Origin of the sequence: Pantoea agglomerans (assembly GCF_020149765.1) — a bacterium.
GTDB lineage: Bacteria > Pseudomonadota > Gammaproteobacteria > Enterobacterales > Enterobacteriaceae > Pantoea > Pantoea alvi.
The window spans coordinates 723976-744760 of sequence record NZ_CP083809.1 but is presented as its reverse complement, the minus strand read 5'-3'; the positions used below and the strand labels follow the sequence as shown (position 1 = coordinate 744760).

The window sequence follows — 20785 nt, the reverse complement described above, 5'->3', positions numbered from 1 at the left end:
GCTGCCTCAAGGTTTCCAGAAAAGGGGTTGTAAGTTATTTCGCGGGTCTATATAGTTGCCCGCCTCCCAAAGCATTGAGTCTGAAGGGAGCTGCGGGCGAAGTAATCAGTCAGGAAGGTGGCATGTCTGCACAACCAGTAGATATACAAATTTTTGGTCGTTCATTGAGAGTGAATTGTCCGCCTGAACAGCAAGATGCGCTGAATGCGGCTGCCGATGACCTCAATCAACGGTTGCAAGATTTAAAAGTTCGCACTAGAGTCACAAATACCGAGCAACTGGTGTTCATTGCCGCGTTAAACATTTGCCACGAACTGGCGCAAGAGAAAATGAAAACGCGCGATTATGCTGCTAATATGGAACAACGTATCCGTATCCTGCAGCAGACAATTGAACAGGCTCTTGTTGAGCAAGGTCGCATAACCGACCGCCAGGGTGCGAAGTTCGAATAATACTTTATGGTTGCTGCGCAGCGGCAACGGTGAAGTCCATTTTCTCTGAGATGTTTGCAAGCGGGCCAGTCCCCTGAGCCGATATTTCATACCAACAGAGTGTGGCGCTCTGTAACCTGTGAGCATGCTCGGTTCGTCCGAGAAGCCTGATGGTTGCGACGGCACATTCACCTTGAACCAAGGGTTCAAGGGTTACAGCCTGCGGCGGCATCTCGGAGATCTCCTTCTGTTCTGCATCTGTCTTTCCCCGTTGTGAATGATATAGTTGCTTAATCAGCGACTATATCAACGGGGTTCCTGTGTCCCAGCCCTCTCTGCTTGATCGACACCATATTCGCCAGCATGTGCGCCACCTGCGCCGCGACCTGACGCCTGAACAGCAGGAGCAGGCCGCCGATCTGTTGGCGGAACACGCCGTTAACTTCGCGCCTCTCGCCAGCGCCCGCCATGTCGCGCTCTTTTTATCAGTGGATGGCGAGCTTAACACCCGCCCCCTTATCGCTAAGCTCTGGAAGCAGAAAAAGCAGGTCTATCTGCCGGTGCTGCACCCTTTCGCCCCCGGCCATCTGCTGTTTCTGCGCTATACGCCGGAAACGACGCTGACGCCGAACAAGCTGCGCATCCCCGAACCGCCGCTCGATATCCGCCAGCTGATTACGCTGGATCGGCTGGATGTGATGCTGGTGCCGCTGGTGGCCTTTGACGACAGCGGTCAGCGGCTCGGCATGGGCGGCGGCTTTTACGACCGTACGCTGCAGAACTGGCGTCAGCACGGCTTTTTACCGGTTGGCGTAGCGCATGACTGCCAGCGGGTGGAGCGCTTGCCTGCCGAGGAGTGGGATGTGCCCTTGCCCGCCGTGCTGACGCCGTCGCGTCTGTGGCAGTGGGAATAGCAGAAGTGAATCAGGGAAGTAACAGCCGGGGCCATCTGCGACAACAGCAGACGGCCCGCTTTCGGTAAAGCTGGATCAGTAGAGCAGACGGGCGCGAATGGTGCCCGGAATCGCCTTCATCAGCTGCAGCGCTTTGTCCGCCAGATCCTGCGACGCATCGATATCGATCACCACGTAACCCATCATCGGCGAGGTTTGCAGGAACTGCGCGGCGATGTTGATCCCCTGCTCGGCGAAGATCTGGTTGATCGCCGTCAGCACGCCCGGACGGTTTTCATGGATGTGCAGCAGACGACTGGCGCTGGCGCCGTGCATCGGCAGCGATACTTCCGGGAAGTTGACCGCCGAGAGCGTTGAGCCGTTATCGGAATATTTCGCCAGCTTGCCCGCCACTTCAATCCCGATATTCTCCTGCGCTTCCTGGGTAGATCCGCCGATATGCGGCGTCAGGATCACGTTGTCGAACTCGCACAGCGGCGAATTGAAAGGTTCGCTGTTGGTTGCCGGCTCCAGCGGGAAGACGTCGATGGCGGCACCGGCCAGATGTTTGCTCGCCAGGGCGTCGCACAGCGCCGGAATATCGACCACGGTGCCGCGCGAGGCGTTGATCAACAGCGCGCCCTTCTTCATCTGCGCCAGCTCCTGCGCGCCGATCATATCCTGTGTCGAAGGCGTTTCCGGCACGTGCAGGCTCACCACGTCGCTCATATTCAGCAGATCGGCAAGGTGACGCACCTGCGTGGCGTTGCCCAGCGGCAGTTTGTTTTCAATATCGTAGAAAAAGACGTGCATGCCGAGGCTTTCAGCCAGCACGCCAAGCTGCATGCCGATATGACCGTAGCCGATAATGCCGAGCTTTTTGCCGCGCGCTTCAAAAGAGCCAACGGCGTTTTTGTTCCAGATGCCGCGGTGTGCTTTGGCGTTCGCCTCGGGAATGCCGCGCAGCATCAGCAGCATTTCGCCGATAACCAGTTCAGCGACCGAGCGGGTATTGGAGAATGGCGCGTTGAATACCGGAATGCCGCGCGTCGCCGCAGCGTTGAGATCGACCTGATTGGTGCCGATGCAGAAGCAGCCTACGGCGACCAGCTTTTCCGCCGCGGCGAAAATCTCTTCCGTCAGCTGGGTGCGGGAGCGGATGCCGATAAAGTGCGCATCCCGAATGGAGGCTTTCAGCGCTTCGTCATCCAGTGCGCCTTTATGGAATTCGATGTTGGTGTAACCCGCTGCGCGCAGATTCTCCAGCGCGCTCTGGTGGACGCCTTCCACCAGCAGGAACTTAATCTTGTCTTTTTCCAGTGATACCTTTGCCATTTCCCCGACCCTATTGTGATTTCAACAATGGCCGCCATAAGCGCGCCTTCTGTCAAAATATCAAAATTTACGCCTGCGGCAATACAACCGATTGCCTGACGGCCAGCACGGGGAAGCCCGAGCCCAGCACATTGCCGCACAAAATCGGGAGCTGAACCACGAACAAAGAACGAACCTGCTGCGGATGACGGTTATGTGACATAAGTCACCGAATTTAGGCAGCAGAAGAAAAGATGTTTTGCGCAGGGAAATAACCGGCGCGTTTAGCGCGCCGGACAGATCATTTTTCGATGGTTTTTACGCCATCCGGCGTGCCGATCAGCGCAATATCGGCACCGCGCGTGGCAAACAGCCCAACGGTGACCACACCGGGCAGCGCGTTGATGGTTTTTTCCAGCTCGACGGGATCGAGAATCGTCAGGTTATGCACGTCGAGAATGATATTGCCGTTGTCGGTGACAACATGCTGGCGATACTCCGGCAGGCCGCCGAGCTTAACCAGCTCGCGGGCGACAAAGGCGCGCGCCATCGGGATCACCTCGACCGGCAGCGGGAAACGCCCCAGCACGTCCACCTCTTTCGAGGCGTCGGCGATGCAGATGAACTTGCGCGCCACGGCCGCGACGATCTTCTCACGCGTCAGGGCCGCCCCGCCGCCTTTGATCATCTGCATCTGCGGGTTGATCTCATCTGCGCCATCCACGTAGATCGCCAGATCGTCAATCTCATTGAGATCGAAGACCGGAATGCCGAGCGCCTTTAGCTTCAGCGTTGAGGCTTCTGAGCTGGAGACGGCGCCTTCAATCTGCTGTTTCATGGTGGCGAGCGCGTCGATAAAGTGTGCGGCGGTGGAACCGGTGCCGACGCCGACGACAGTACCCGGCTGCACATATTTCAGTGCGGCCCAGCCTACGGCTTTTTTCAGTTCATCCTGGGTCATGATATGTTTAAAACCTGTGCGACAACGAAGTGCGCGTAGTATAAAGCAACCCTCGCCGAATGTGCGCGGCTGTTTCCGCTGGCGTGATCGCTTTGGAAGCCAGCCCGCAAAAAAGGCGACGCGCGGCGCAGGGAAAGCGCCTTTGACGCGCGTCAGATGAATTTTTTGTGGCATAGTATCGTCCACCCTGAAGGAGAGAGAACAACAATGAAACGCCCCGATTATCGAACGCTTCAGGCGCTGGACGCAGTGATTCGCGAACGCGGCTTCGAGCGCGCCGCACAGAAGTTATGCATAACGCAGTCGGCCGTCTCGCAGCGTATCAAACAGCTGGAAAACCTGTTCGGCCAGCCGTTGCTGGTGCGCACCGTGCCGCCGCGCCCGACCGAGCAGGGACAGAAGCTGCTGGCGCTGCTGCATCAGGTGGAACTGCTGGAAGAGGAGTGGCTAAGCGACGAGAACGGCGGCACCACGCCGCTGCTGCTGTCGCTGGCGGTCAACGCCGACAGTCTGGCGACCTGGCTGCTGCCCGCCCTGAAAGATGTGCTGGCGGACTCGCCGGTGCGCCTTAATTTGCAGGTCGAAGATGAAACCCGCACCCAGGAGCGGCTGCGCCGCGGCGAAGTCGTGGGCGCGGTCAGTATTCAGCCGCAGCCGCTGCCGAGCTGCCTGGTGGATCAGCTTGGCGCCCTCGACTATCTGTTCGTCGCCTCGCCAGAGTTCGCCGCACGCTACTTCCCGAACGGCGTGACCCGCTCGGCGCTGCTGAAGGCACCAGCGGTTGCTTTTGACCACCTTGATGATATGCATCAGGCCTTTTTGCAGCAGAATTTCGACCTGTCGCCCGGCAGCGTACCCTGCCATATCGTTAACTCGTCAGAAGCCTTTGTGCAGCTGGCGCGCCAGGGATCGACCTGCTGTATGATCCCGCATCTGCAGATTGAGCGCGAGCTGGCAAGCGGCGAGCTGCTCGATTTAACGCCGGGTCTCTGCCAGCGCCGCATGCTCTACTGGCACCGCTTCGCGCCGGAGAGCCGCCTGATGCGCCGCGTTACCGACGCGCTGATTTCACACGGCCACCGCGTGCTGCGTCAGGATGATTTAGCGGCCTGAATTCGTATGCGCCTTTAGCAGGGTGCAGAGATGAGCGGCCTGTTTGCGCGGGCGGAGCCGGCAAAGATGCCGTTGGCTCGGGTTAGCTTGCCCGCGTCGGCATAATCGCAATAAAAAAGGGGCGCTTAGCGCCCCTTCTCTGTTACTGCTGCGTGCCAGCCGTATTCGGTTTGATATCGAAGACGACATCCACCTGATCGTCAAAGTGAATGCTCTGCTGCTCGTAGGTCTGCTGCGCTGAGGTATCCGCAGCCGGCGCGGCCGCCTTATACATGCGCGCCATCGGCATCGGCTGATAGTTGGCTACGTGGTAGCGAATGCTGTACACCGGGCCGAGCTTCGCGTTAAAGCCCTCGGCCAGCGCCGCAGCCTGCTGCGTTGCGTTATCAATCGCCGCCTTGCGCGCCTGCGCCTTATAGCTTTCAGGATTGGTGACGCCCAGCTCGACCGAGCGGATCTCGTTCAGGCCGCTTTTCAGCGCGCCGTCCAGCAGCTCGTTCAGCTTATCCAGCTGACGCAGCGTCACCTGAACCTGACGCACCGCGCGGTAGCCTTTCAGCACCGACTTGCCCTCTTTGGTGTAGTCATATTCCGGCTGCGTGCTGAGGTTAGCGGCATCGATATCTTTCTTCTCAATGCCGTTTTTCTGCAGGAAATCGAAATATTGCGCCACGCGGTCGTCGGCCTGTTTTTTCGCGTCCGCCGCGTCTTTAGAGGAGACGTTGACCACAATAGAGAGCGTGGCGATATCGGGGCGCGCATCAACGGTCGCCTGACCGGACGTCACGACATGCGGGCCGTTCGGCAATTCGTCAGCCAGTGCGCTTAAGGGCAGCGCTAACGCGCCTGTCATGGCGGCCAGCGCCAGTGCTTTCAGTTTCACGAAAGTCCTCCTTGAGATCTCTGTTTTGCTGCGGCATAGAAGACGCAGGCTTGAACAAAATAGTATGCACTGCTAAGAGCATATTATACCGAAAAAGTTCCTGCTTTACTTATCTTGTTCTGTCGATTTAGGACGATTCAATTCATAAGCGGCGCCAGGCCCTGCAGCGCCAGCTGGCTGGCAATGATCCACATCACGCCACCCACAACTAAATTGATAATCCGCTGCGCTCTGACGGTGCGCAGGCGAGGCGACAGCCAGGCAGCCATCAGCGCCAGCCCAAAAAACCAGATTACCGATGCGCTAATGGTGCCCAGCGCAAACCAGCGGCGCGCCGTCGGCGTGGGGAGCTGGCCGCCCAGACTGCCCAGCACCACAAAGGTATCGATGTAGACATGGGGATTGAGCCAGGTGACCGCCAGCAGGGTGGCGATAATCCGCCAGCGGCTCTGCCTGAGCGCCTGACTGCTCGCCACATCGATATCGCCGCGAAAAGCGCTGCGCAGCGCGTTCCAGCCGTACCACAGCAAAAACGCGACGCCAGCCCAGGTAATCAGCATCAGCAGCAGCGGGGACTGATGCAGCAGCGCGCTGCCGCCAAAAATACCGCCGCAGATCAGGGCGATATCGCTCAGCGTACAGAGCGATGCCGTCATCAGATGATACTGACGCTTAACGCCCTGATTCATCACGAAGGCATTTTGCGGCCCCAGCGGCAGAATAAGCGAAGCCCCAAGAGCGAGCCCTTGTAAGTATATGGATAACACGGGATTTTCCTTACATCGGTGAGATGCAGGCAGTATAGAGAAGCGGGATTATTAGCGGAAATGCAAAAATTTAATCGGGCATTAGAGAGGGTAATACAGGCGGCGCGAACGCCGCCCGCCAGCGTTACTGCGCCTGTGCCTGTGCCTCAGCTTCAGGCTGCATAACGCGATGCAGATGAACATCCATCTGCGGATAAGGGATACCAATGCCCTTCGCATCCAGCGCGCGCTTGAAGTTTTTCAGCAGATCCCAGTAGACGTTTTGCAGGTCACCGCTGTTGCTCCAGCAGCGCACCACAAAGTTAAGCGATGAAGCGCCCAGTTCGTTAAGGCCGATCTGCACGCCCATATCCTGCAGTACGCGCGGATCGCTTTTCACCACCTCGTCCAGCAGCGCAATCACCTCATCGACATCCGCCTCGTAGGCGACGCCAATAATAAACTCATTGCGGCGCACCGGCTCGCGCGAAAAGTTAACGATATTGCCTGCAATGATTTTACCGTTCGGCACCACAACAATTTTGCCGTCTGCGCTTTTAAGCGTGGTTGAAAAAATCTGTACGTTGAGCACCGTGCCCATGACGCCGCCCAGATCGACAAACTCACCTGCGCGGAAGGGACGGAAGGTCACCAGCAGCACGCCCGCCGCGAGGTTAGAGAGCGACCCCTGCAGCGCCAGACCAACCGCCAGACCGGCGGCACCCAGCACGGCAATCACCGAAGCCGTCTGCACACCGACGCGCCCCAGCGCCGCAATCAGCGTAAAGGCAATAATGCCGTAGCGTACCAGCGCGGAAAGAAAGTCTGCGACCGTTTTGTCGATATGACGCGCGACCAGCACGCGGTTAATGCCGCGGGAAATAACGCGCGCCACGATCATCCCCAGGATCAGAATCACGATAGCCGCTACGATATTGACCGCGTAGCTAAGGATTAACGCCTGATTACGCACCAGCCAGCCACCGGCGTTATGAATGCCGTCTACGACGTTTAAGTCTTCCATTTGAGAGCCCTGTTGTTGAATTCCCTGCCGGGAAAGTCAAATCACAGCCAGAAAATTCCGGCAAACCAGATAACAAGGGTAATAAACATTGGGGGGATATGCCAAATTCCCGTTGAATTTGCTGCAAATTCAGGCGGATTAGCGGGATGACGGCATAAAAAAGGCCAGATCCGACGATCTGGCCCGCGTTGTAAACCCGCGATGCGGATTACAGACGATCGATAGCGTTCAGCTCTTTGAAAGCCTGCTCAAGGCGCACGACCATTGAGGCCTGCGCCGCACGCAGCCAGACGCGCGGATCGTAGTATTTCTTGTTCGGGCTGTCAGGACCCTGCGGGTTGCCGAGCTGGCCTTGCAGATACTCTTCGTTCTTTTTGTAGTACTGCAGGATACCGTCCCAGGTCGCCCACTGCGTGTCGGTATCGATGTTCATCTTGATCACGCCGTAGCTGATAGACTCTTCGATCTCTGCTGCAGAAGAACCGGAACCGCCGTGGAAAACGAAGTCCAGCGCGTTGTGCGGCAGGCCATGTTTTTCACACACATATTTCTGCGAGTCGCGCAGAATGGTCGGGGTCAGCTTAACGTTGCCCGGCTTGTAGACGCCGTGTACGTTACCGAAAGAGGCAGCAATGGTGAAGCGCTTGCTGATTTTGCTCAGCTCGGTGTAGGCGTAGTCCACATCTTCCGGCTGGCTGTAAAGGGCAGAAGCGTCAACGTGGCTGTTGTCCACGCCATCTTCTTCACCACCGGTTACACCCAGTTCGATCTCCAGCGTCATGCCCATTTTGTCCATGCGCGCCAGGTATTTGCTACAAATCTCGATGTTCTCTTCCAGCGACTCTTCAGAGAGGTCAATCATGTGAGAAGAGAACAGCGGTTTGCCGGTTTTTTTGAAGTGTTCTTCGCCCGCGTCCAGCAGGCCGTCGATCCACGGCAGCAGTTTCTTCGCGCAGTGGTCGGTGTGCAGGATAACCGGCACGCCGTACTGCTCAGCCATCAGATGAACGTGGTGTGCGCCAGAGATCGCACCGAAAATTGCTGCGCCCTGCGGCTTGTCAGTTTTAAAACCTTTACCGGCGATAAACGCGGCGCCGCCGTTAGAGAACTGGACGATAACCGGTGCTTTAACTTTCGCAGCGGCTTCCAGTACGGCGTTGATGGAGTCAGTGCCGACGCAGTTTACCGCTGGCAGCGCGAATTTGTTCTCTTTCGCTACCTGGAAGATCTTCTGAACGTCATCACCAGTGACAACGCCGGGTTTAACGAAATCAAAAATTTTAGACATGATTGTGTCCTGTTTCGTGACCGACTATCCCCTGCGGGGACAGCGCTTTAAACGCCCAACGGGGCAAGTCTTCAGGCGACGCGCCAGGGCGTCGCCCCCAAAGGATTACTGCTTAGCACGCTCTTCCAGCATCGCGACCGCAGGCAGTTTTTTGCCTTCGACGAACTCCAGGAACGCGCCGCCGCCGGTAGAGATGTAAGAGATTTTGTCTTCGATGCCGAACAGGTCGATAGCCGCCAGGGTATCGCCGCCGCCTGCGACAGAGAACGCGTCGCTGTCTGCGATGGCGTTCGCCACGATCTCGGTGCCCTTACGGAAGTTCGGGAACTCGAATACGCCGACCGGGCCGTTCCACAGAATGGTTTTCGCCTCTTTCAGCACTTTCGCCATCGCCTGCGCGGTTTCGTCGCCGAAGTCCATAATCTCTTCGTTATCCGCCACTTCGGAAACCTTTTTCACGGTTGCCGGGGCAGTTTCAGAGAATTCCGTGCCAACGCGTGAATCGGTCGGAACAGGGATGCCGTACTGGTCACGCAGGCCTTTCGCCGCTTCAACGAAGTCTGGCTCGTAGAGCGATTTGCCGACCTTGTTGTCGATAGCGACGAAGGTGTTGGCGATGCCGCCGCCGACGATAACGGTGTCAGCGATTTTCACCAGCGACTGCAGCACGTCGAATTTAGTGGAGACTTTTGAGCCGCCGACCACCGCCACCAGCGGACGCTCCGGGTTGCTCATGACTTTGCCCAGCGCTTCCAGCTCGGCTGACAGCAGCGGACCGGCACAGGCGATCGGCGCGAACTTGCCAACGCCGTGGGTAGAGGCCTGCGCACGGTGCGCGGTACCGAACGCATCCATCACGAACACGTCGCACAGCGCGGCATATTTTTTCGCCAGCGCTTCGTCGTCTTTCTTCTCGCCTTTGTTAAAGCGAACGTTTTCCAGCACTACCAGCTCGCCCGCGCCAACTTCAACGCCGTCGAGGTAATCTTTTGCCAGAGTCACGTTAGTGCCGTTCAGTTTCTCTTTCAGATAGTTAACAACAGGCAGCAGGGAGAATTCTTCGTTGTATTCACCTTCGGTCGGACGACCCAGGTGAGAGGTGACCATCACTTTTGCGCCCTGTTTCAACGCCGATTCGATGGTAGGCAGAGAGGCACGGATACGTGCGTCTGACGTCACTTTCCCTTCTTTTACTGGTACGTTGAGATCGGCACGGATCAGAACGCGCTTACCAGCCAGATCCAAATCGGACATCTTAATTACAGACATGGTGAACCCTCTCGTTGATTCTCATAAGTTTTGCCAGGCGCAAACCGCGCCTTACCTGAAACCGCTTGCGGCCATCGCTAACGTCGTGTCGAGCATTCGGTTAGCAAAGCCCCATTCGTTGTCGCACCAGACCAGGGTCTTGATCAGGCGCTGACCGCTGACCCGCGTTTGCGTGCCGTCCACAATGGCACTGTGCGGATCGTGGTTAAAATCTACAGAGACTAACGGTAATTCCGTATAGTCAACTATACCACGAAATGCCCCTTCTGACGCGTTTTGCAGCAGCGCGTTGACCTCGCAGGCCGTTACCGCCTCGCGAACGGAAACGCTGAGATCGATGGCCGTCACGTTGATGGTAGGCACGCGCACCGCAATCGCTTCAAAGCGATCGTTGAATTTCGGAAAAATACGCGTAATGCCGGCGGCCAGTTTGGTATCGACCGGAATGATCGACTGGCTGGCGGCGCGCGTGCGTCGCAGATCGCTGTGATAGGCGTCAATCACCTGCTGATCGTGCATCGCCGAGTGGATAGTGGTTACGGTGCCCGACTCGATGCCGAAGGCGTCGTCCAGCAGTTTGATCACCGGGATAATACAGTTGGTGGTGCAGGAAGCGTTGGAAACAATGCGGTCAGTTTGTTTAAGAGCCTGTTCGTTGACGCCGAACACCACGGTGGCGTCGAGATCGCTGCCGCCTGGATGGGAGAAGAGCACCTTCTTCGCCCCCGCCTGCAGATGCGCTTCGCCGTCCGCCCGGCTGCCGTAGACGCCGGTACACTCCAGCACCACGTCGACGTTAAGCTCCCGCCACGGCAGCGCGTCGATAGCGGCGTGATGCAGAATGCGGATGGTATCGTCGCCGACCCACAGCAGATCGCGCTCCTGACGCACCTCAAAGGCGAAGCGGCCGTGGCTGGTGTCGTACTTGAGCAGATGCGCCATGCCGGCTGCCTCCGCCAGTTCGTTAATTGCCACCACGGTAATTTCGGCGCGACGCCCGGTCTCATAAAGCGCGCGCAGCACGTTGCGCCCAATGCGGCCGAAGCCATTTATCGCCACCCGAATGGTCATCTTTTCTGCCACTTCCTGCTAATAAACGTGCCGATAGCCTGAGCGTTTCACGCGGGTTTGTACAGGAGATTTTCACAGGCTCCGCGCCAAAATCACTGCGTAAAAACGCCTGACTGAAACGGTTCAGCTACAATAAAGCATGGAAGGAATAACGGGAATGACTGCGATCAAATGCGCCGCTGATTATTGGATCTGCGTCACATTTTTGCCACTGGGACGGCGATTACTGAAGGAATAATAAAGCCCGCCATAAAAAAGGGACGCCTCGCGGCGTCCCCTTCTCATTTTGCGCGATGAACTCAGGAGGCCAGCACCGCTTTCGCCTGCGCGACCACGTTGTCGACGGTAAAGCCGAACAGCTCAAACAGCTTCTCCGCCGGCGCCGATTCGCCGAAGGTGGTCATGCCGACCACCGCGCCGTGCAGGCCGGTATATTTCTGCCAGTAGTCGGCGATGCCCGCTTCGATAGCAACGCGCGCGCCGATCGCTTTCGGCAGCACCGCTTCGCGGTAGGCGGCATCCTGCTTGTCGAACGCGTCGGTAGAAGGCATGGAAACCACGCGCGCCTTCACGCCTTCGCTGCTCAGTTTGTCGTAAGCGGCAACCGCCAGCTCAACTTCAGAACCGGTGGCGATCAGGATCAGCTCCGGCTGGCCGTCGCAATCCTTCAGGATATAACCACCGCGCGCGATGTTCGCCAGCTGCTCAGGGGTGCGATCCTGCTGCGCCAGGTTCTGGCGAGAGAAGATCAGCGCGCTCGGGCCATCTTTACGCTCGATAGCGTATTTCCACGCCACCGCTGACTCAACCTGGTCACACGGACGCCAGGTGCTCATGTTCGGCGTGGTGCGCAGGCTGGCCAGCTGCTCGACCGGCTGGTGCGTCGGGCCATCTTCGCCGAGACCGATAGAGTCGTGGGTGTAGACCATAATCTGACGGATCTTCATCAGCGCTGCCATACGCGCCGCGTTGCGCGCATATTCCACGAACATCAGGAAGGTCGCGGTGTAAGGCAGGAAGCCGCCGTGCAGCGCAATACCGTTAGCGATGGCGGTCATACCGAACTCACGCACGCCGTAGTGGATATAGTTACCCGCCGCGTCGACGTTGATCGGCTTAGAGCCGGACCACATGGTCAGGTTGCTCGGCGCCAGGTCGGCGGAGCCGCCCAGATATTCCGGCAGCAGCTTGCCGAACGCTTCGATAGCGTTCTGCGAGGCTTTACGGCTGGCGATTTTCGCCGGGTTCGCCTGCAGCTGTTCGATAAACTTCTGCGACTCTTCCTGCCAGTTAGCCGGCAGCTCGTTGCTGACACGACGTTTAAACTCGGCAGCCAGCTCCGGGAAAGCCTGCGCGTAGGCGGCGAATTTCTCGTCCCACTTCGCCTCTTTTGCCTGACCGGCTTCTTTCGCGTCCCACTCGGCGTAGATTTCTGACGGGATCACAAACGGCGCGTGCGCCCAGCCCAGCTGTTTGCGGGTCAGCGCCACTTCGTCATCGCCCAGCGGTGCGCCGTGCGAGTCATGGGTGCCAGCCTTGTTCGGCGAGCCGAAGCCGATAACGGTTTTGCACATCAGCAGTGAAGGCTTGTCGCTTACCGCTTTCGCTTCGTCGATCGCCTTCGCGATAGCCGCCGCGTCGTGGCCATCTACGCCGCGCACCACGTGCCAGCCGTAGGCTTCAAAGCGCTTCGCGGTGTCGTCGGTAAACCAGCCGTCGATATGGCCGTCGATAGAGATGCCGTTGTCGTCATAGAAAGCGACCAGTTTGCCCAGCTTCAGGGTGCCCGCCAGCGAGCAGACTTCGTGCGAGATGCCTTCCATCATGCAGCCGTCGCCCATAAACACATAGGTGTTGTGATCGACGATATCGTGGCCCGGACGGTTAAACTGCGCCGCCAGCGTACGCTCAGCGATGGCGAAGCCAACCGCGTTGGCGATGCCCTGGCCCAGCGGGCCGGTAGTGGTTTCCACGCCTGGGGTGTAGCCGTATTCCGGGTGACCTGGAGTTTTTGAATGCAGCTGGCGGAAATTCTGCAGCTCGCTCAGCGGCAGATCGTAGCCGGTGAGGTGCAGCAGGCTGTAAATCAGCATTGAGCCGTGACCGTTTGACAGCACGAAGCGGTCGCGATCTGCCCACAGCGGGTTGGTCGGGTTATGGTTCAGGTAGCCGCGCCACAGCACCTCGGCAATATCTGCCATACCCATCGGGGCCCCCGGATGTCCCGATTTGGCTTTCTGTACTGCGTCCATACTTAACGCACGAATGGCGTTGGCAAGCTCTTTACGAGAGGGCATTTTCTACTCCAGGTCGGATTAATGATTCGCCTATTTAACTCATTGTTATTAATGATTTATCGGGCAAAACAAGGAAAAAGTCGCTCATCAATGTACATGAAAATCGGGGCAAAAGTACATGCCGCGCCGTGCTAAATGTCGCCGCTCCGTCTGGCATTTACGGCAATGTCTGCTAGCGAAGAGGCCAATGACAGGCTATAACCCACTCTTTACCGTATCTGACCCTTTTTCAGATACCTGCTTTTCTTACCTTGTTACTGACAGGATGTACGCATGACGATCAAGACAGGCATCATGGCAATCACTCTCGCGGCGCTGCTCAGCGGCTGCCAGGGCATGGACAATAACGCGCTGCTGCAGTCGGGCGCGCAGGCTTTTCAGGCCTATACCCTCAACGACGCCCAGGTAAAGCAGCTCAGCGATCAATCCTGCGCGCAGATGGATAAAGAGAACCAGCTCGCGCCAGCTGACAGCACTTACCAGCAGCGCCTGAACAAAATCGCCGCCGCGCTGGGCGACAACATCAACGGCACGCCCGCCAACTACCGCGTCTACATCACCAAAGATGTTAACGCCTGGGCGATGGCCAACGGCTGCATCCGCGTCTATAGCGGCCTGATGGATATGATGGATGATAAGGAGGTTGAAGGCGTGCTGGGGCATGAGATGGGCCACGTCGCGCTGGGCCACACGCGCAAGGCGATGCAGGTTGCCTTTGGCACCACGGCGGCACGCACTGCGGCCGCGTCGGTCGGCGGCGTAATCGGCTCGCTGTCGCAGTCGCAGCTGGGGGATCTGGGCGAGAAGCTGGTCAACGCGCAGTTCTCACAAACGCAGGAATCGCAGGCGGATGACTACTCCTACGATCTCCTGAAGAAACGCGGTATCGATCCGATGGGGCTGGCGACCAGCTTTGAGAAGCTGGCGAAAATGCAGCAGGGCCAGCAGAGCAGCCTGTTTGATTCGCATCCCGACTCCGCAGCGCGCGCGCAGCATATTCGCGAACGCATCGCGGCGGACGCCGGAAAATAAGCGAGTGCGCGCCGCCCTGCGGCGGCGCGCCTTCAGGCTATCGCTTAAAAAGCTGATCGACCATCGATCCCAGATCGCGCTGCTTGTCGTGCAGGGATTGATCGTCCATCTGGCCCTGCGGCGACATGCGGTCAATCAGGTGCGGCAGCAGCTCCGCCAGCCTGCCGGAGGCGCCGTTCACGTCAGTGCCCAGCTTCTGCGCCAGCGACTGCATCGCCTCTTCGCCAAACGCCGACTGCAGCTGACCGCCGCTGACCGACTGGTTGCTGCCGGTGCCGATCCAGGAGCTTAAGATTTCGCCCAGGCCGCCCTGCTGGAACTTCTGCAGCAGCACCTGAACCCCGCCCTGCTCCTGCACCCAGTTCCAGACCGCCTGCAGTTCGCCTAAGGTATTGCGCCCGTTGCCGTTGCCGTTGCCGTTGCCTAAGGCACCGACTAATTCATCAAGTAAGCCCATTATGCTCTCCGTTACGGTTAAAACCGGGCGCGCGCGCGCCCGGATCGAAGGGATTATTCGCCTTTGTTCGCCGCCTGTACGTGCAGCATATCGAGCGCCAGCGTCGCGGCGGCCAGCGAGGTAAGATCGGCGTGATCGTAGCCGGGGGCCACCTCCACCAGATCCATGCCGACAATGTTTAGCCCCTGCAGGCCGCGCACCAGTTTGGTCGCCTTGTCGGTGGTAAGCCCGCCGATTACCGGCGTGCCGGTGCCGGGCGCGTGCGCCGGATCCAGACAGTCGATATCAAAAGTCAGGTAGACCGGCATATCGCCGACGGTGCGCTTCACTTCCGCCAGGATATCGTCGACGCTGCGATCGTTGACCTGCGCCGCATCGAGCACGTTAAAGCCGAGGCTCTTGTCGAACTCGGTACGGATGCCGATCTGCACCGAGCGCTGCGGATCGATCAGCCCCTCTTGCGGCGCGGTATAGAACATGGTGCCGTGATCGAACGTCGGGCCGTTAGAGTAAGTATCGGTGTGGGCGTCAAAATGCACCAGCGCCAGCTTGCCGAAATGCTTCGCGTGGGCGCGCAGCAGCGGCAGCGTGACGTAGTGATCGCCGCCAAAGGTCAGCATGCGCTTGCCGTTCGCCAGCAGTTTTTCCGCGTGCGCCTGCAGCTTGTCAGAGAGATCCTGCGAATCGCCGAAGGCGTAAACCAGATCGCCGCAGTCCACAACGTTAAGACGCTGACGCAGATCGAAGGTCCAGGGCCAGCGGCACCCTTCCCAGGCGAGGTTGGTGGAGATCTGACGGATCGCGCCCGGTCCCAGACGGCTGCCCGGACGGCCAGAGGTCGCGGCGTCGAAAGGCACGCCGGTGATGACCCACTCGGCGTCGCTGTCGTAGGGCTGGAAGTTGACTGGAAAACGCATGAAGCCGAAGGCGTTTGAAACCAGCGAATTGTCGTACTGATTGCCCAGGGTGTTATACATAAATCATCCTCACTGCCGCATGGCGTTAAGTTACAGGTAATAAAGACCAGATAAAAAAAATCCCCTCCGCGTCGTTAAGCCCGACGAGGAAGGGATGTTTGCGTTACCGCATTTTACGCAATTATTGCGGAGTTCGGCGCGCGCTGCAATGTGCGACGCGCCTGAAACCAGATTGTCGCGCTGACATTAGCGCTCCCGCAGCGCCTCTTTGGCGCGGTTAAACGGCTTGACCAGATAGTCCATCACCGTTTTCTCCCCGGTTTTAATATCGACCGTGGAGACCATGCCGGGGCTGATCGCGAAGCGGCGTCCCGCTTTGTTCTGCACGTAGTCGGTCTCAGTGCGGATAAAGACGCGGTAGTAGTAGATCTCCGGCTTCACCTCATCCTGAATAGTGTCGGGCGAGATGCTCTCCACTACGCCGTGCAGCCCGCCGTAAATAGCGTAATCGTAGGCGGAGATCTTCACCAGCGCCTGCTGGCCGGGATGGATAAAGGCGATATCGCGCGGCGAGAGGCGCGCCTCGATCAGCAGGCGGTCATCCATCGGCACGATATTCATCAGCTCGCCGTTGGGCGGGATCACCCCACCGACGGTAGTGACCTTGATGTTTTTCACGATGCCGCGCATCGGCGAGCGCAGCGTCAGGCGGCTGACGGTATCTTCGCGCCCCTTCACCGTCTGCGCCAGGCTGTCCGCCTCCGCCGACGCCTTCGCCAGATCCTCGCGCGCCTGCACGTAGTACTGCGAGCGCATATCGGTAAGCTTCAGCTCCAGATCGGACTTGTCGCGCTGCAGCCGCAGCACCTCAACGCTGCTGGCGGCCCCGCTTTTCGCCAGACGCTGGGTAATGCCCAGTTCGCGGTTGGCCAGGGCAAGCGACTGCTGGATCTGCGCCGTCGCATCTTTTAACTGCGCGCGTCGGGTGGTGTAGAGCCGGGTTTCCGAGGCGATCAGATCGGGAAAAGCTTTCAGCTCGTCGGGAAAGCGCAAAGGCTGATCGTTCACCTCGGCGTAGAGCCGCGCGCTGGCCGCCAGCGCCGCCCGGTAGCGCGCCGCGCTTTCGCCGACGCTGGAGACGGATCGGGTTGGATCGAGCTTCGCCACGATCTGCCCCGCCTCGACCCGATCCCCTTCATGCACGTTAAGCTCGGCGAGGATCCCGCCCTCCAGCGAACTCAGCACCTGATCGCGCGAGCTGGGGATCACCTTGCCGGTGCCGGTCGATACCTCATCCAGCACGCCGAACCACGCCCAGATCAGCCCGACCAGCAGCAGAAAGAAGCTGATGACGATCAGGCGCACCGAGCCGCTGTAGTAGCTCTCCGAATGCAGATCGCCGTTAAGATCGTCTGAGGTCTCCGCTTCGGGCGCCACCAGCCGCAGTTTTGTCGATAGCTCGCTCATGCCTGATCCTCCGGGCGATTCAGCGTCGGCCGCGCCGGCGGCAGCGCGCTCTCTTTCGGGCTGTCCATCACCAGCTGTCCCTCTTTTAATACCAGCACGCGATCCACCAGCGCGAGGATAGCGGCGCGGTGGGTCGCCACCACCAGCGTGCGGCCGTTGAGCCAATGGCCGAGCCGTTCGATAAACTCTTTTTCGGTGTGATCGTCCAGCGAGGCGGTCGGCTCATCCAGCAGCACGATATTGGGATCGCGCAGCAGCATGCGCGCCAGCAGCACCGACTGCCGCTGCCCGCCGGAAAGCCCGACGCCGCCCTCCATCACCGGATGATCGAGGCCGAGCGGCAGGCGGCGAATAAAGTCAGCCCCGCCGCTTACCGTCAGCGCGGCAAAGATCGCCTCGTCGCTGGCGTGCGCCGCCCCCATCGTCAGGTTTTCGCGCAGGGTGCCGTGAAACAGCCGCGCGTTCTGCGTCATCAGGCCAACGTTGCGCCGCACGTCGGCAAGATCGATATGCGGCAGGCTCAGGTTGTCGAGCCGCAGCTCGCCTCCCACCAGATCCATGCCGCCGATCATCGCCTGTAGCAGGGTCGATTTGCCCGATCCGTTGCGGCCCAGCACGGCGACCCGCTCGCCCGGCTTGATGGTCAAACTTTTAATGCGCAGCGCGATGGTGGCGGAGTCGCTGTAGTAGCGAAACATCGCCTCGCTGAACTGGTAGTGGCCGAACAGCACCGGACAGTGAATACGCGTTTCGTCCTTGCTGTTCTCAACCGGCAGCGCCATCAGCGCGTCAAGGCTGGTTTTCGCCGCCTTGACCTGCTGCCAGCGCGCCAGTACGCCGCACAGGGTGCCCATCGGCGCGATCATGCGCGACGAGAGCAGCGACGCCGCGACGATGGCTCCGGTGGTGATATCGCCGTTGATCACCATCGGCGCGCCGATAACAATGACGCTGGCATAGACCAGCCCCTGCACCGTCACGCCCCAGCTGATCAGCGAGTGCATCACTTTGCGCATCTCCACCCCGGACTGCGCGGTGATGCGAATATAGCTGTTCCACTGCTGCAGAAAGCGATCCTCCGCCTGCATCAGCTTGATATCCTCCAGCCCCTGCACGCTCTCCACCAGCACCGCGTTGCGCAGCGTCGACTCTTTCAGCGACTGATGCGCCAGCCTTGCCAGGGTTTTCTGCTTCAGCACGCCGGGCAGGATCATCAGGATCACCGCCACCGGTGCGATCCACGCCAGCTGCGGCGCGATAATCGCCATTACCAACATAAAGAGCAGGAAAAAGGGCATATCGACGATAGAGCTGACGGTGGTGGAGGTCACCATTTCGCGGATCGCCTCCAGCTCGCGCAGCTGAGAGATAAAGGTGCCGGTAGAGCGCGGAATTGCGCTGTTGCGCAGCCGCAGCGCATGGCCGAACACCCGATCGGAGACGCGCATATCGGCGCGCTTGCCGAGCAGATCGGTGACGTGATCCCGTGCGACGCGCAGGATATAGGTGAAGATCACCGAGATAACGACCCCACCGTAGAGCACGTAGAGCGTGGGATAGGACTGGGCCGGGATCACCCGATCATAGACCTGCATCGAGAAGATGATGCCCACCAGCGCCAGCAGGTTGATGAGAAACGATCCCAGCATCACGTAGCCGTAGGGGCGCAGATCGCGCAGCACCAGCCGCCGCAGCCAGTCGGGCTTAAGGGTCTCCAGATAGCGATCGACGCGGCTGTCTTTAGCGGCGGTGAGCGGACGAAAGGCGGCGGCGAAGCGGATATCGGGTAACAGCGCTGCCAGCGCCAGCGGCGTCGGCTGTTCATCGCCGCTGAAGTGTACCCGCACCTCATCTTCGCCGTCGAAGCTGACGATGACCCCGACCTGGCCGTCCGTCAGCTCCACCGCCAGCGGCAGCCGCCAGTGGTTAATCTCCCACTTATTATCCTGATAAAGCTGCAGCGACATCCCCGCCTGGCGCGCCAGATGGCGCAGCGCCTTGTCGCGCGTCTGTTTGCCCTGCCATTCGCTGGCGGCGAGGATCATGCCCGGCGAACAGGGCAGACGATAGTGAGCGGCGATCAGGATAATGGCTGTCGCCCAGCCCTGAAGCGGCACCCCGCCTTCTGCCCCCTCGGGCTTGCCGGCGGGCGAATCTGGAAGCTGCATTTGCGTCATGGCTGGATCTCCACGGACTGGATCCGCTGATTATTCAGGGCGAACGCCGACCGCATATGGCCGGTGCTGTAAAGACAGTCGAGCTGCAGCGCGCGCAACTGGCTGATGGTTTGCTGCAGCGTAAAGCGGGTCTGGAACACCTCCTGCTCGGCGTTAAGCACGTCGAGCAGCGGACGGGTGCCGAGCTGCAGATACTGGTCCTGATAAAGCTGCTGAGTTTTCTCCCCTAGCTGCTGCTGCCGCGCCTGAATGGCGAGGCTGAGCGCCAGGCTTTGCGACTGGCTCTGCGATTCGTTTAGCTGCTGGCGCGCCTTCAGCCGCGCCGAGTTCACCGCCGCGTTGGCGGCGGTCAGCGCATTGGCGGCGGCGTTGCGGCTGGCGGTCATGCCGCCGCCCTGATAGAGCGGCATCTCGACTTTGACCCAGGCGGAATATTGCGTGCGATCCAGGGTCTCGCTGCTGGCGTAGTGGTTGTTAAGGTAGTGCGTGACCTGCGGCTCCAGCGAAATGGTAGGCAGCATCTGCGCGTTGGCGTTGTCCAGCTTCGCCTGCGCCTCGTTGGCCTGCGCCCAGGCGGCGAGCACCGCCGGAATCGTGCGGTCGTCGCTTTTCGCGGCCTCGCATGAGCGCATCAGGCTGGCAGGAAAGTCGTCGCTGACCTTTTTCACCAGCGGCCAGCCGAGATAGGTCGCCAGCGTGGCGCGCCAGCGGTCAAGGTTCGCCTGATACTGCGTGAGTACGGTGCGCGCCCCTTCAATACGCGCGTCGGTTTGCGTCGCGTCAGAGAGCGAGGCGGCCCCTTCATTATTACGCTGGCGCGCGAGATCGCCGATTTTCATCAGCGCTTCCAGCTGCTGCTGGGCGATCTTCACCAGCTGCTGATAGCCCTGCACCTGCACCAGCGCCGCGGCCGTGTCGTGCGCCACGGTGTCGATGCTCACCAGCACGTTAGCCTGCTGCTGGGCGACGCCCGCCTCGGCGGAGCGCACCGAGCTGCTGACCTTGCCGAAGTCATAGAGCATCTGGGAGACCGACAGCACGAACGACGGGCTGTAGCCCTTCTCGCTGTAGCTGTTGCTGTAGCCGTTGTTCATGCCGCTGCTGATTTGCGGATAGTATTTGGCTTTCGCCACGTCCACCTGATCCGCCTGCTCAAGCAGCTTTCCCACCGCTTCGGCGATATCGGGATGCCACTGGATCGCCCGCTGCACCGCCTGATTAATGGTCAGGGAGTCGGGCACGCGTGCCAGCGCCGGTTCGGCGCTTTCGCCGGTTAAAGAGGGCAGATCCTGCTGTTTTGCCAGGCCGGTGGCGGTGATCTGGCTGGCCGTCTGCATCAGATCGCTGCTGGCCGCCAGAGCGGAAGAAGTTGTAAAAAAAGCGATGCCAGCACAGAGAACGCTGAGCTTAAAAGAACGGCGATATATTGCGCTTAATTGCATCCG

The 20785-nt window shown here is 59.4% G+C and carries 18 protein-coding genes and 1 other RNA gene; 5 read left to right on the top strand and 14 right to left on the bottom strand.

Features of this window, described 5'->3' with window-relative positions:
• Positions 1–122: 122 nt before the first annotated feature.
• The 3 genes from zapA (at position 123) to LB453_RS06055 (ending at position 1345) form a co-directional block, all read left to right on the top strand.
• On the top strand, positions 123–452 hold the full coding sequence (zapA, locus tag LB453_RS06065) for a cell division protein ZapA (protein ID WP_033752202.1): 330 nt from the start codon (positions 123–125) through the stop codon (positions 450–452).
• Between the two features lie 39 nt (positions 453–491).
• Positions 492–675, top strand: a non-coding RNA gene (gene ssrS / locus LB453_RS06060) — 6S RNA.
• A 76-nt stretch (positions 676–751) separates the two neighbouring features.
• Complete coding sequence (locus LB453_RS06055) at positions 752–1345, top strand: 5-formyltetrahydrofolate cyclo-ligase (protein WP_103794766.1); 594 nt, start codon at positions 752–754, stop codon at positions 1343–1345.
• A 75-nt stretch (positions 1346–1420) separates the two neighbouring features.
• Here the strand turns inward: LB453_RS06055 and serA are convergent, their stop codons facing one another.
• The gene (gene serA / locus LB453_RS06050) at positions 1421–2659 is read right to left on the bottom strand and encodes a phosphoglycerate dehydrogenase (protein WP_103794765.1); all 1239 of its coding nucleotides are present in this window, start codon (positions 2657–2659) and stop codon (positions 1421–1423) included.
• A gap of 280 nt (positions 2660–2939) precedes the next feature.
• On the bottom strand, positions 2940–3599 hold the full coding sequence (rpiA, locus tag LB453_RS06045) for a ribose-5-phosphate isomerase RpiA (protein ID WP_103794764.1): 660 nt from the start codon (positions 3597–3599) through the stop codon (positions 2940–2942).
• Between the two features lie 207 nt (positions 3600–3806).
• Between rpiA and LB453_RS06040 the strand changes: the two genes are divergently transcribed.
• Positions 3807–4712, top strand: a complete 906-nt coding sequence (locus tag LB453_RS06040) for a LysR family transcriptional regulator ArgP (protein ID WP_103794763.1) — start codon at positions 3807–3809, stop codon at positions 4710–4712.
• Between the two features lie 142 nt (positions 4713–4854).
• On the opposite strand, the gene LB453_RS06035 is transcribed toward LB453_RS06040, so the two are convergent.
• The 7 genes from LB453_RS06035 to tkt form a co-directional block, all read right to left on the bottom strand.
• Positions 4855–5595, bottom strand: a complete 741-nt coding sequence (locus LB453_RS06035; protein ID WP_103794762.1) for an oxidative stress defense protein — start codon at positions 5593–5595, stop codon at positions 4855–4857.
• A gap of 137 nt (positions 5596–5732) precedes the next feature.
• On the bottom strand, positions 5733–6362 hold the full coding sequence (gene argO / locus LB453_RS06030; protein WP_103794761.1) for an arginine exporter ArgO: 630 nt from the start codon (positions 6360–6362) through the stop codon (positions 5733–5735).
• A gap of 124 nt (positions 6363–6486) precedes the next feature.
• The gene (gene mscS, locus LB453_RS06025; protein WP_103794760.1) at positions 6487–7365 is read right to left on the bottom strand and encodes a small-conductance mechanosensitive channel MscS; all 879 of its coding nucleotides are present in this window, start codon (positions 7363–7365) and stop codon (positions 6487–6489) included.
• 208 nt (positions 7366–7573) lie between these two features.
• Positions 7574–8653, bottom strand: coding sequence for a class II fructose-bisphosphate aldolase (fbaA, locus tag LB453_RS06020; protein WP_103794759.1), 1080 nt, complete (start codon positions 8651–8653; stop codon positions 7574–7576).
• A 105-nt stretch (positions 8654–8758) separates the two neighbouring features.
• Positions 8759–9922: a phosphoglycerate kinase gene (gene pgk, locus LB453_RS06015; protein WP_103794758.1), complete on the bottom strand. Its 1164-nt coding sequence runs from the start codon at positions 9920–9922 to the stop codon at positions 8759–8761.
• 51 nt (positions 9923–9973) lie between these two features.
• Positions 9974–10993: an erythrose-4-phosphate dehydrogenase gene (epd, locus tag LB453_RS06010; protein WP_103794757.1), complete on the bottom strand. Its 1020-nt coding sequence runs from the start codon at positions 10991–10993 to the stop codon at positions 9974–9976.
• Positions 10994–11292: 299 nt separating this feature from the next.
• A complete protein-coding gene (gene tkt, locus LB453_RS06005) occupies positions 11293–13290 on the bottom strand; it encodes a transketolase (RefSeq protein ID WP_224481618.1) in 1998 nt (665 codons plus the stop codon).
• 273 nt (positions 13291–13563) lie between these two features.
• On the opposite strand from tkt, the gene LB453_RS06000 reads away from it, so the two are divergent.
• The gene (locus LB453_RS06000) at positions 13564–14322 is read left to right on the top strand and encodes a M48 family metallopeptidase (RefSeq protein WP_103794755.1); all 759 of its coding nucleotides are present in this window, start codon (positions 13564–13566) and stop codon (positions 14320–14322) included.
• Between the two features lie 37 nt (positions 14323–14359).
• On the opposite strand, the gene LB453_RS05995 is transcribed toward LB453_RS06000, so the two are convergent.
• The 5 genes from LB453_RS05995 to LB453_RS05975 all read right to left on the bottom strand — a co-directional run bounded on the left by LB453_RS05995 (position 14360) and on the right by LB453_RS05975 (position 20677).
• Entirely contained in the window at positions 14360–14824 is a 465-nt protein-coding gene (locus LB453_RS05995; RefSeq protein WP_411970216.1) for a YidB family protein, read from the bottom strand.
• A gap of 8 nt (positions 14825–14832) precedes the next feature.
• Positions 14833–15756, bottom strand: coding sequence for an agmatinase (gene speB, locus LB453_RS05990; protein ID WP_103794753.1), 924 nt, complete (start codon positions 15754–15756; stop codon positions 14833–14835).
• A gap of 186 nt (positions 15757–15942) precedes the next feature.
• Positions 15943–17163, bottom strand: coding sequence for an HlyD family type I secretion periplasmic adaptor subunit (locus tag LB453_RS05985; protein ID WP_103794752.1), 1221 nt, complete (start codon positions 17161–17163; stop codon positions 15943–15945).
• Positions 17160–19340, bottom strand: a complete 2181-nt coding sequence (locus tag LB453_RS05980; RefSeq protein WP_103794751.1) for a type I secretion system permease/ATPase — start codon at positions 19338–19340, stop codon at positions 17160–17162. The genes LB453_RS05985 and LB453_RS05980 overlap by 4 nt, the downstream gene beginning before the upstream one ends.
• Positions 19337–20677: a TolC family outer membrane protein gene (locus LB453_RS05975; protein ID WP_224481617.1), complete on the bottom strand. Its 1341-nt coding sequence runs from the start codon at positions 20675–20677 to the stop codon at positions 19337–19339. The genes LB453_RS05980 and LB453_RS05975 overlap by 4 nt, the downstream gene beginning before the upstream one ends.
• Positions 20678–20785 lie beyond the last annotated feature (108 nt).

Coding starts and splice junctions, on each gene's coding strand:
- zapA (WP_033752202.1), top strand. CDS start 123: ATGTCTGCACAACCAGTAGATATACAAATTTTTGGTCGTTCATTGAGA.
- serA (WP_103794765.1), bottom strand. CDS start 2,659: ATGGCAAAGGTATCACTGGAAAAAGACAAGATTAAGTTCCTGCTGGTG.
- rpiA (WP_103794764.1), bottom strand. CDS start 3,599: ATGACCCAGGATGAACTGAAAAAAGCCGTAGGCTGGGCCGCACTGAAA.
- LB453_RS06040 (WP_103794763.1), top strand. CDS start 3,807: ATGAAACGCCCCGATTATCGAACGCTTCAGGCGCTGGACGCAGTGATT.
- mscS (WP_103794760.1), bottom strand. CDS start 7,365: ATGGAAGACTTAAACGTCGTAGACGGCATTCATAACGCCGGTGGCTGG.
- fbaA (WP_103794759.1), bottom strand. CDS start 8,653: ATGTCTAAAATTTTTGATTTCGTTAAACCCGGCGTTGTCACTGGTGAT.
- pgk (WP_103794758.1), bottom strand. CDS start 9,922: ATGTCTGTAATTAAGATGTCCGATTTGGATCTGGCTGGTAAGCGCGTT.
- epd (WP_103794757.1), bottom strand. CDS start 10,993: ATGACCATTCGGGTGGCGATAAATGGCTTCGGCCGCATTGGGCGCAAC.
- tkt (WP_224481618.1), bottom strand. CDS start 13,290: ATGCCCTCTCGTAAAGAGCTTGCCAACGCCATTCGTGCGTTAAGTATG.
- LB453_RS06000 (WP_103794755.1), top strand. CDS start 13,564: ATGACGATCAAGACAGGCATCATGGCAATCACTCTCGCGGCGCTGCTC.
- speB (WP_103794753.1), bottom strand. CDS start 15,756: ATGTATAACACCCTGGGCAATCAGTACGACAATTCGCTGGTTTCAAAC.
- LB453_RS05985 (WP_103794752.1), bottom strand. CDS start 17,163: ATGAGCGAGCTATCGACAAAACTGCGGCTGGTGGCGCCCGAAGCGGAG.
- LB453_RS05980 (WP_103794751.1), bottom strand. CDS start 19,340: ATGACGCAAATGCAGCTTCCAGATTCGCCCGCCGGCAAGCCCGAGGGG.
- LB453_RS05975 (WP_224481617.1), bottom strand. CDS start 20,677: ATGCAGACGGCCAGCCAGATCACCGCCACCGGCCTGGCAAAACAGCAG.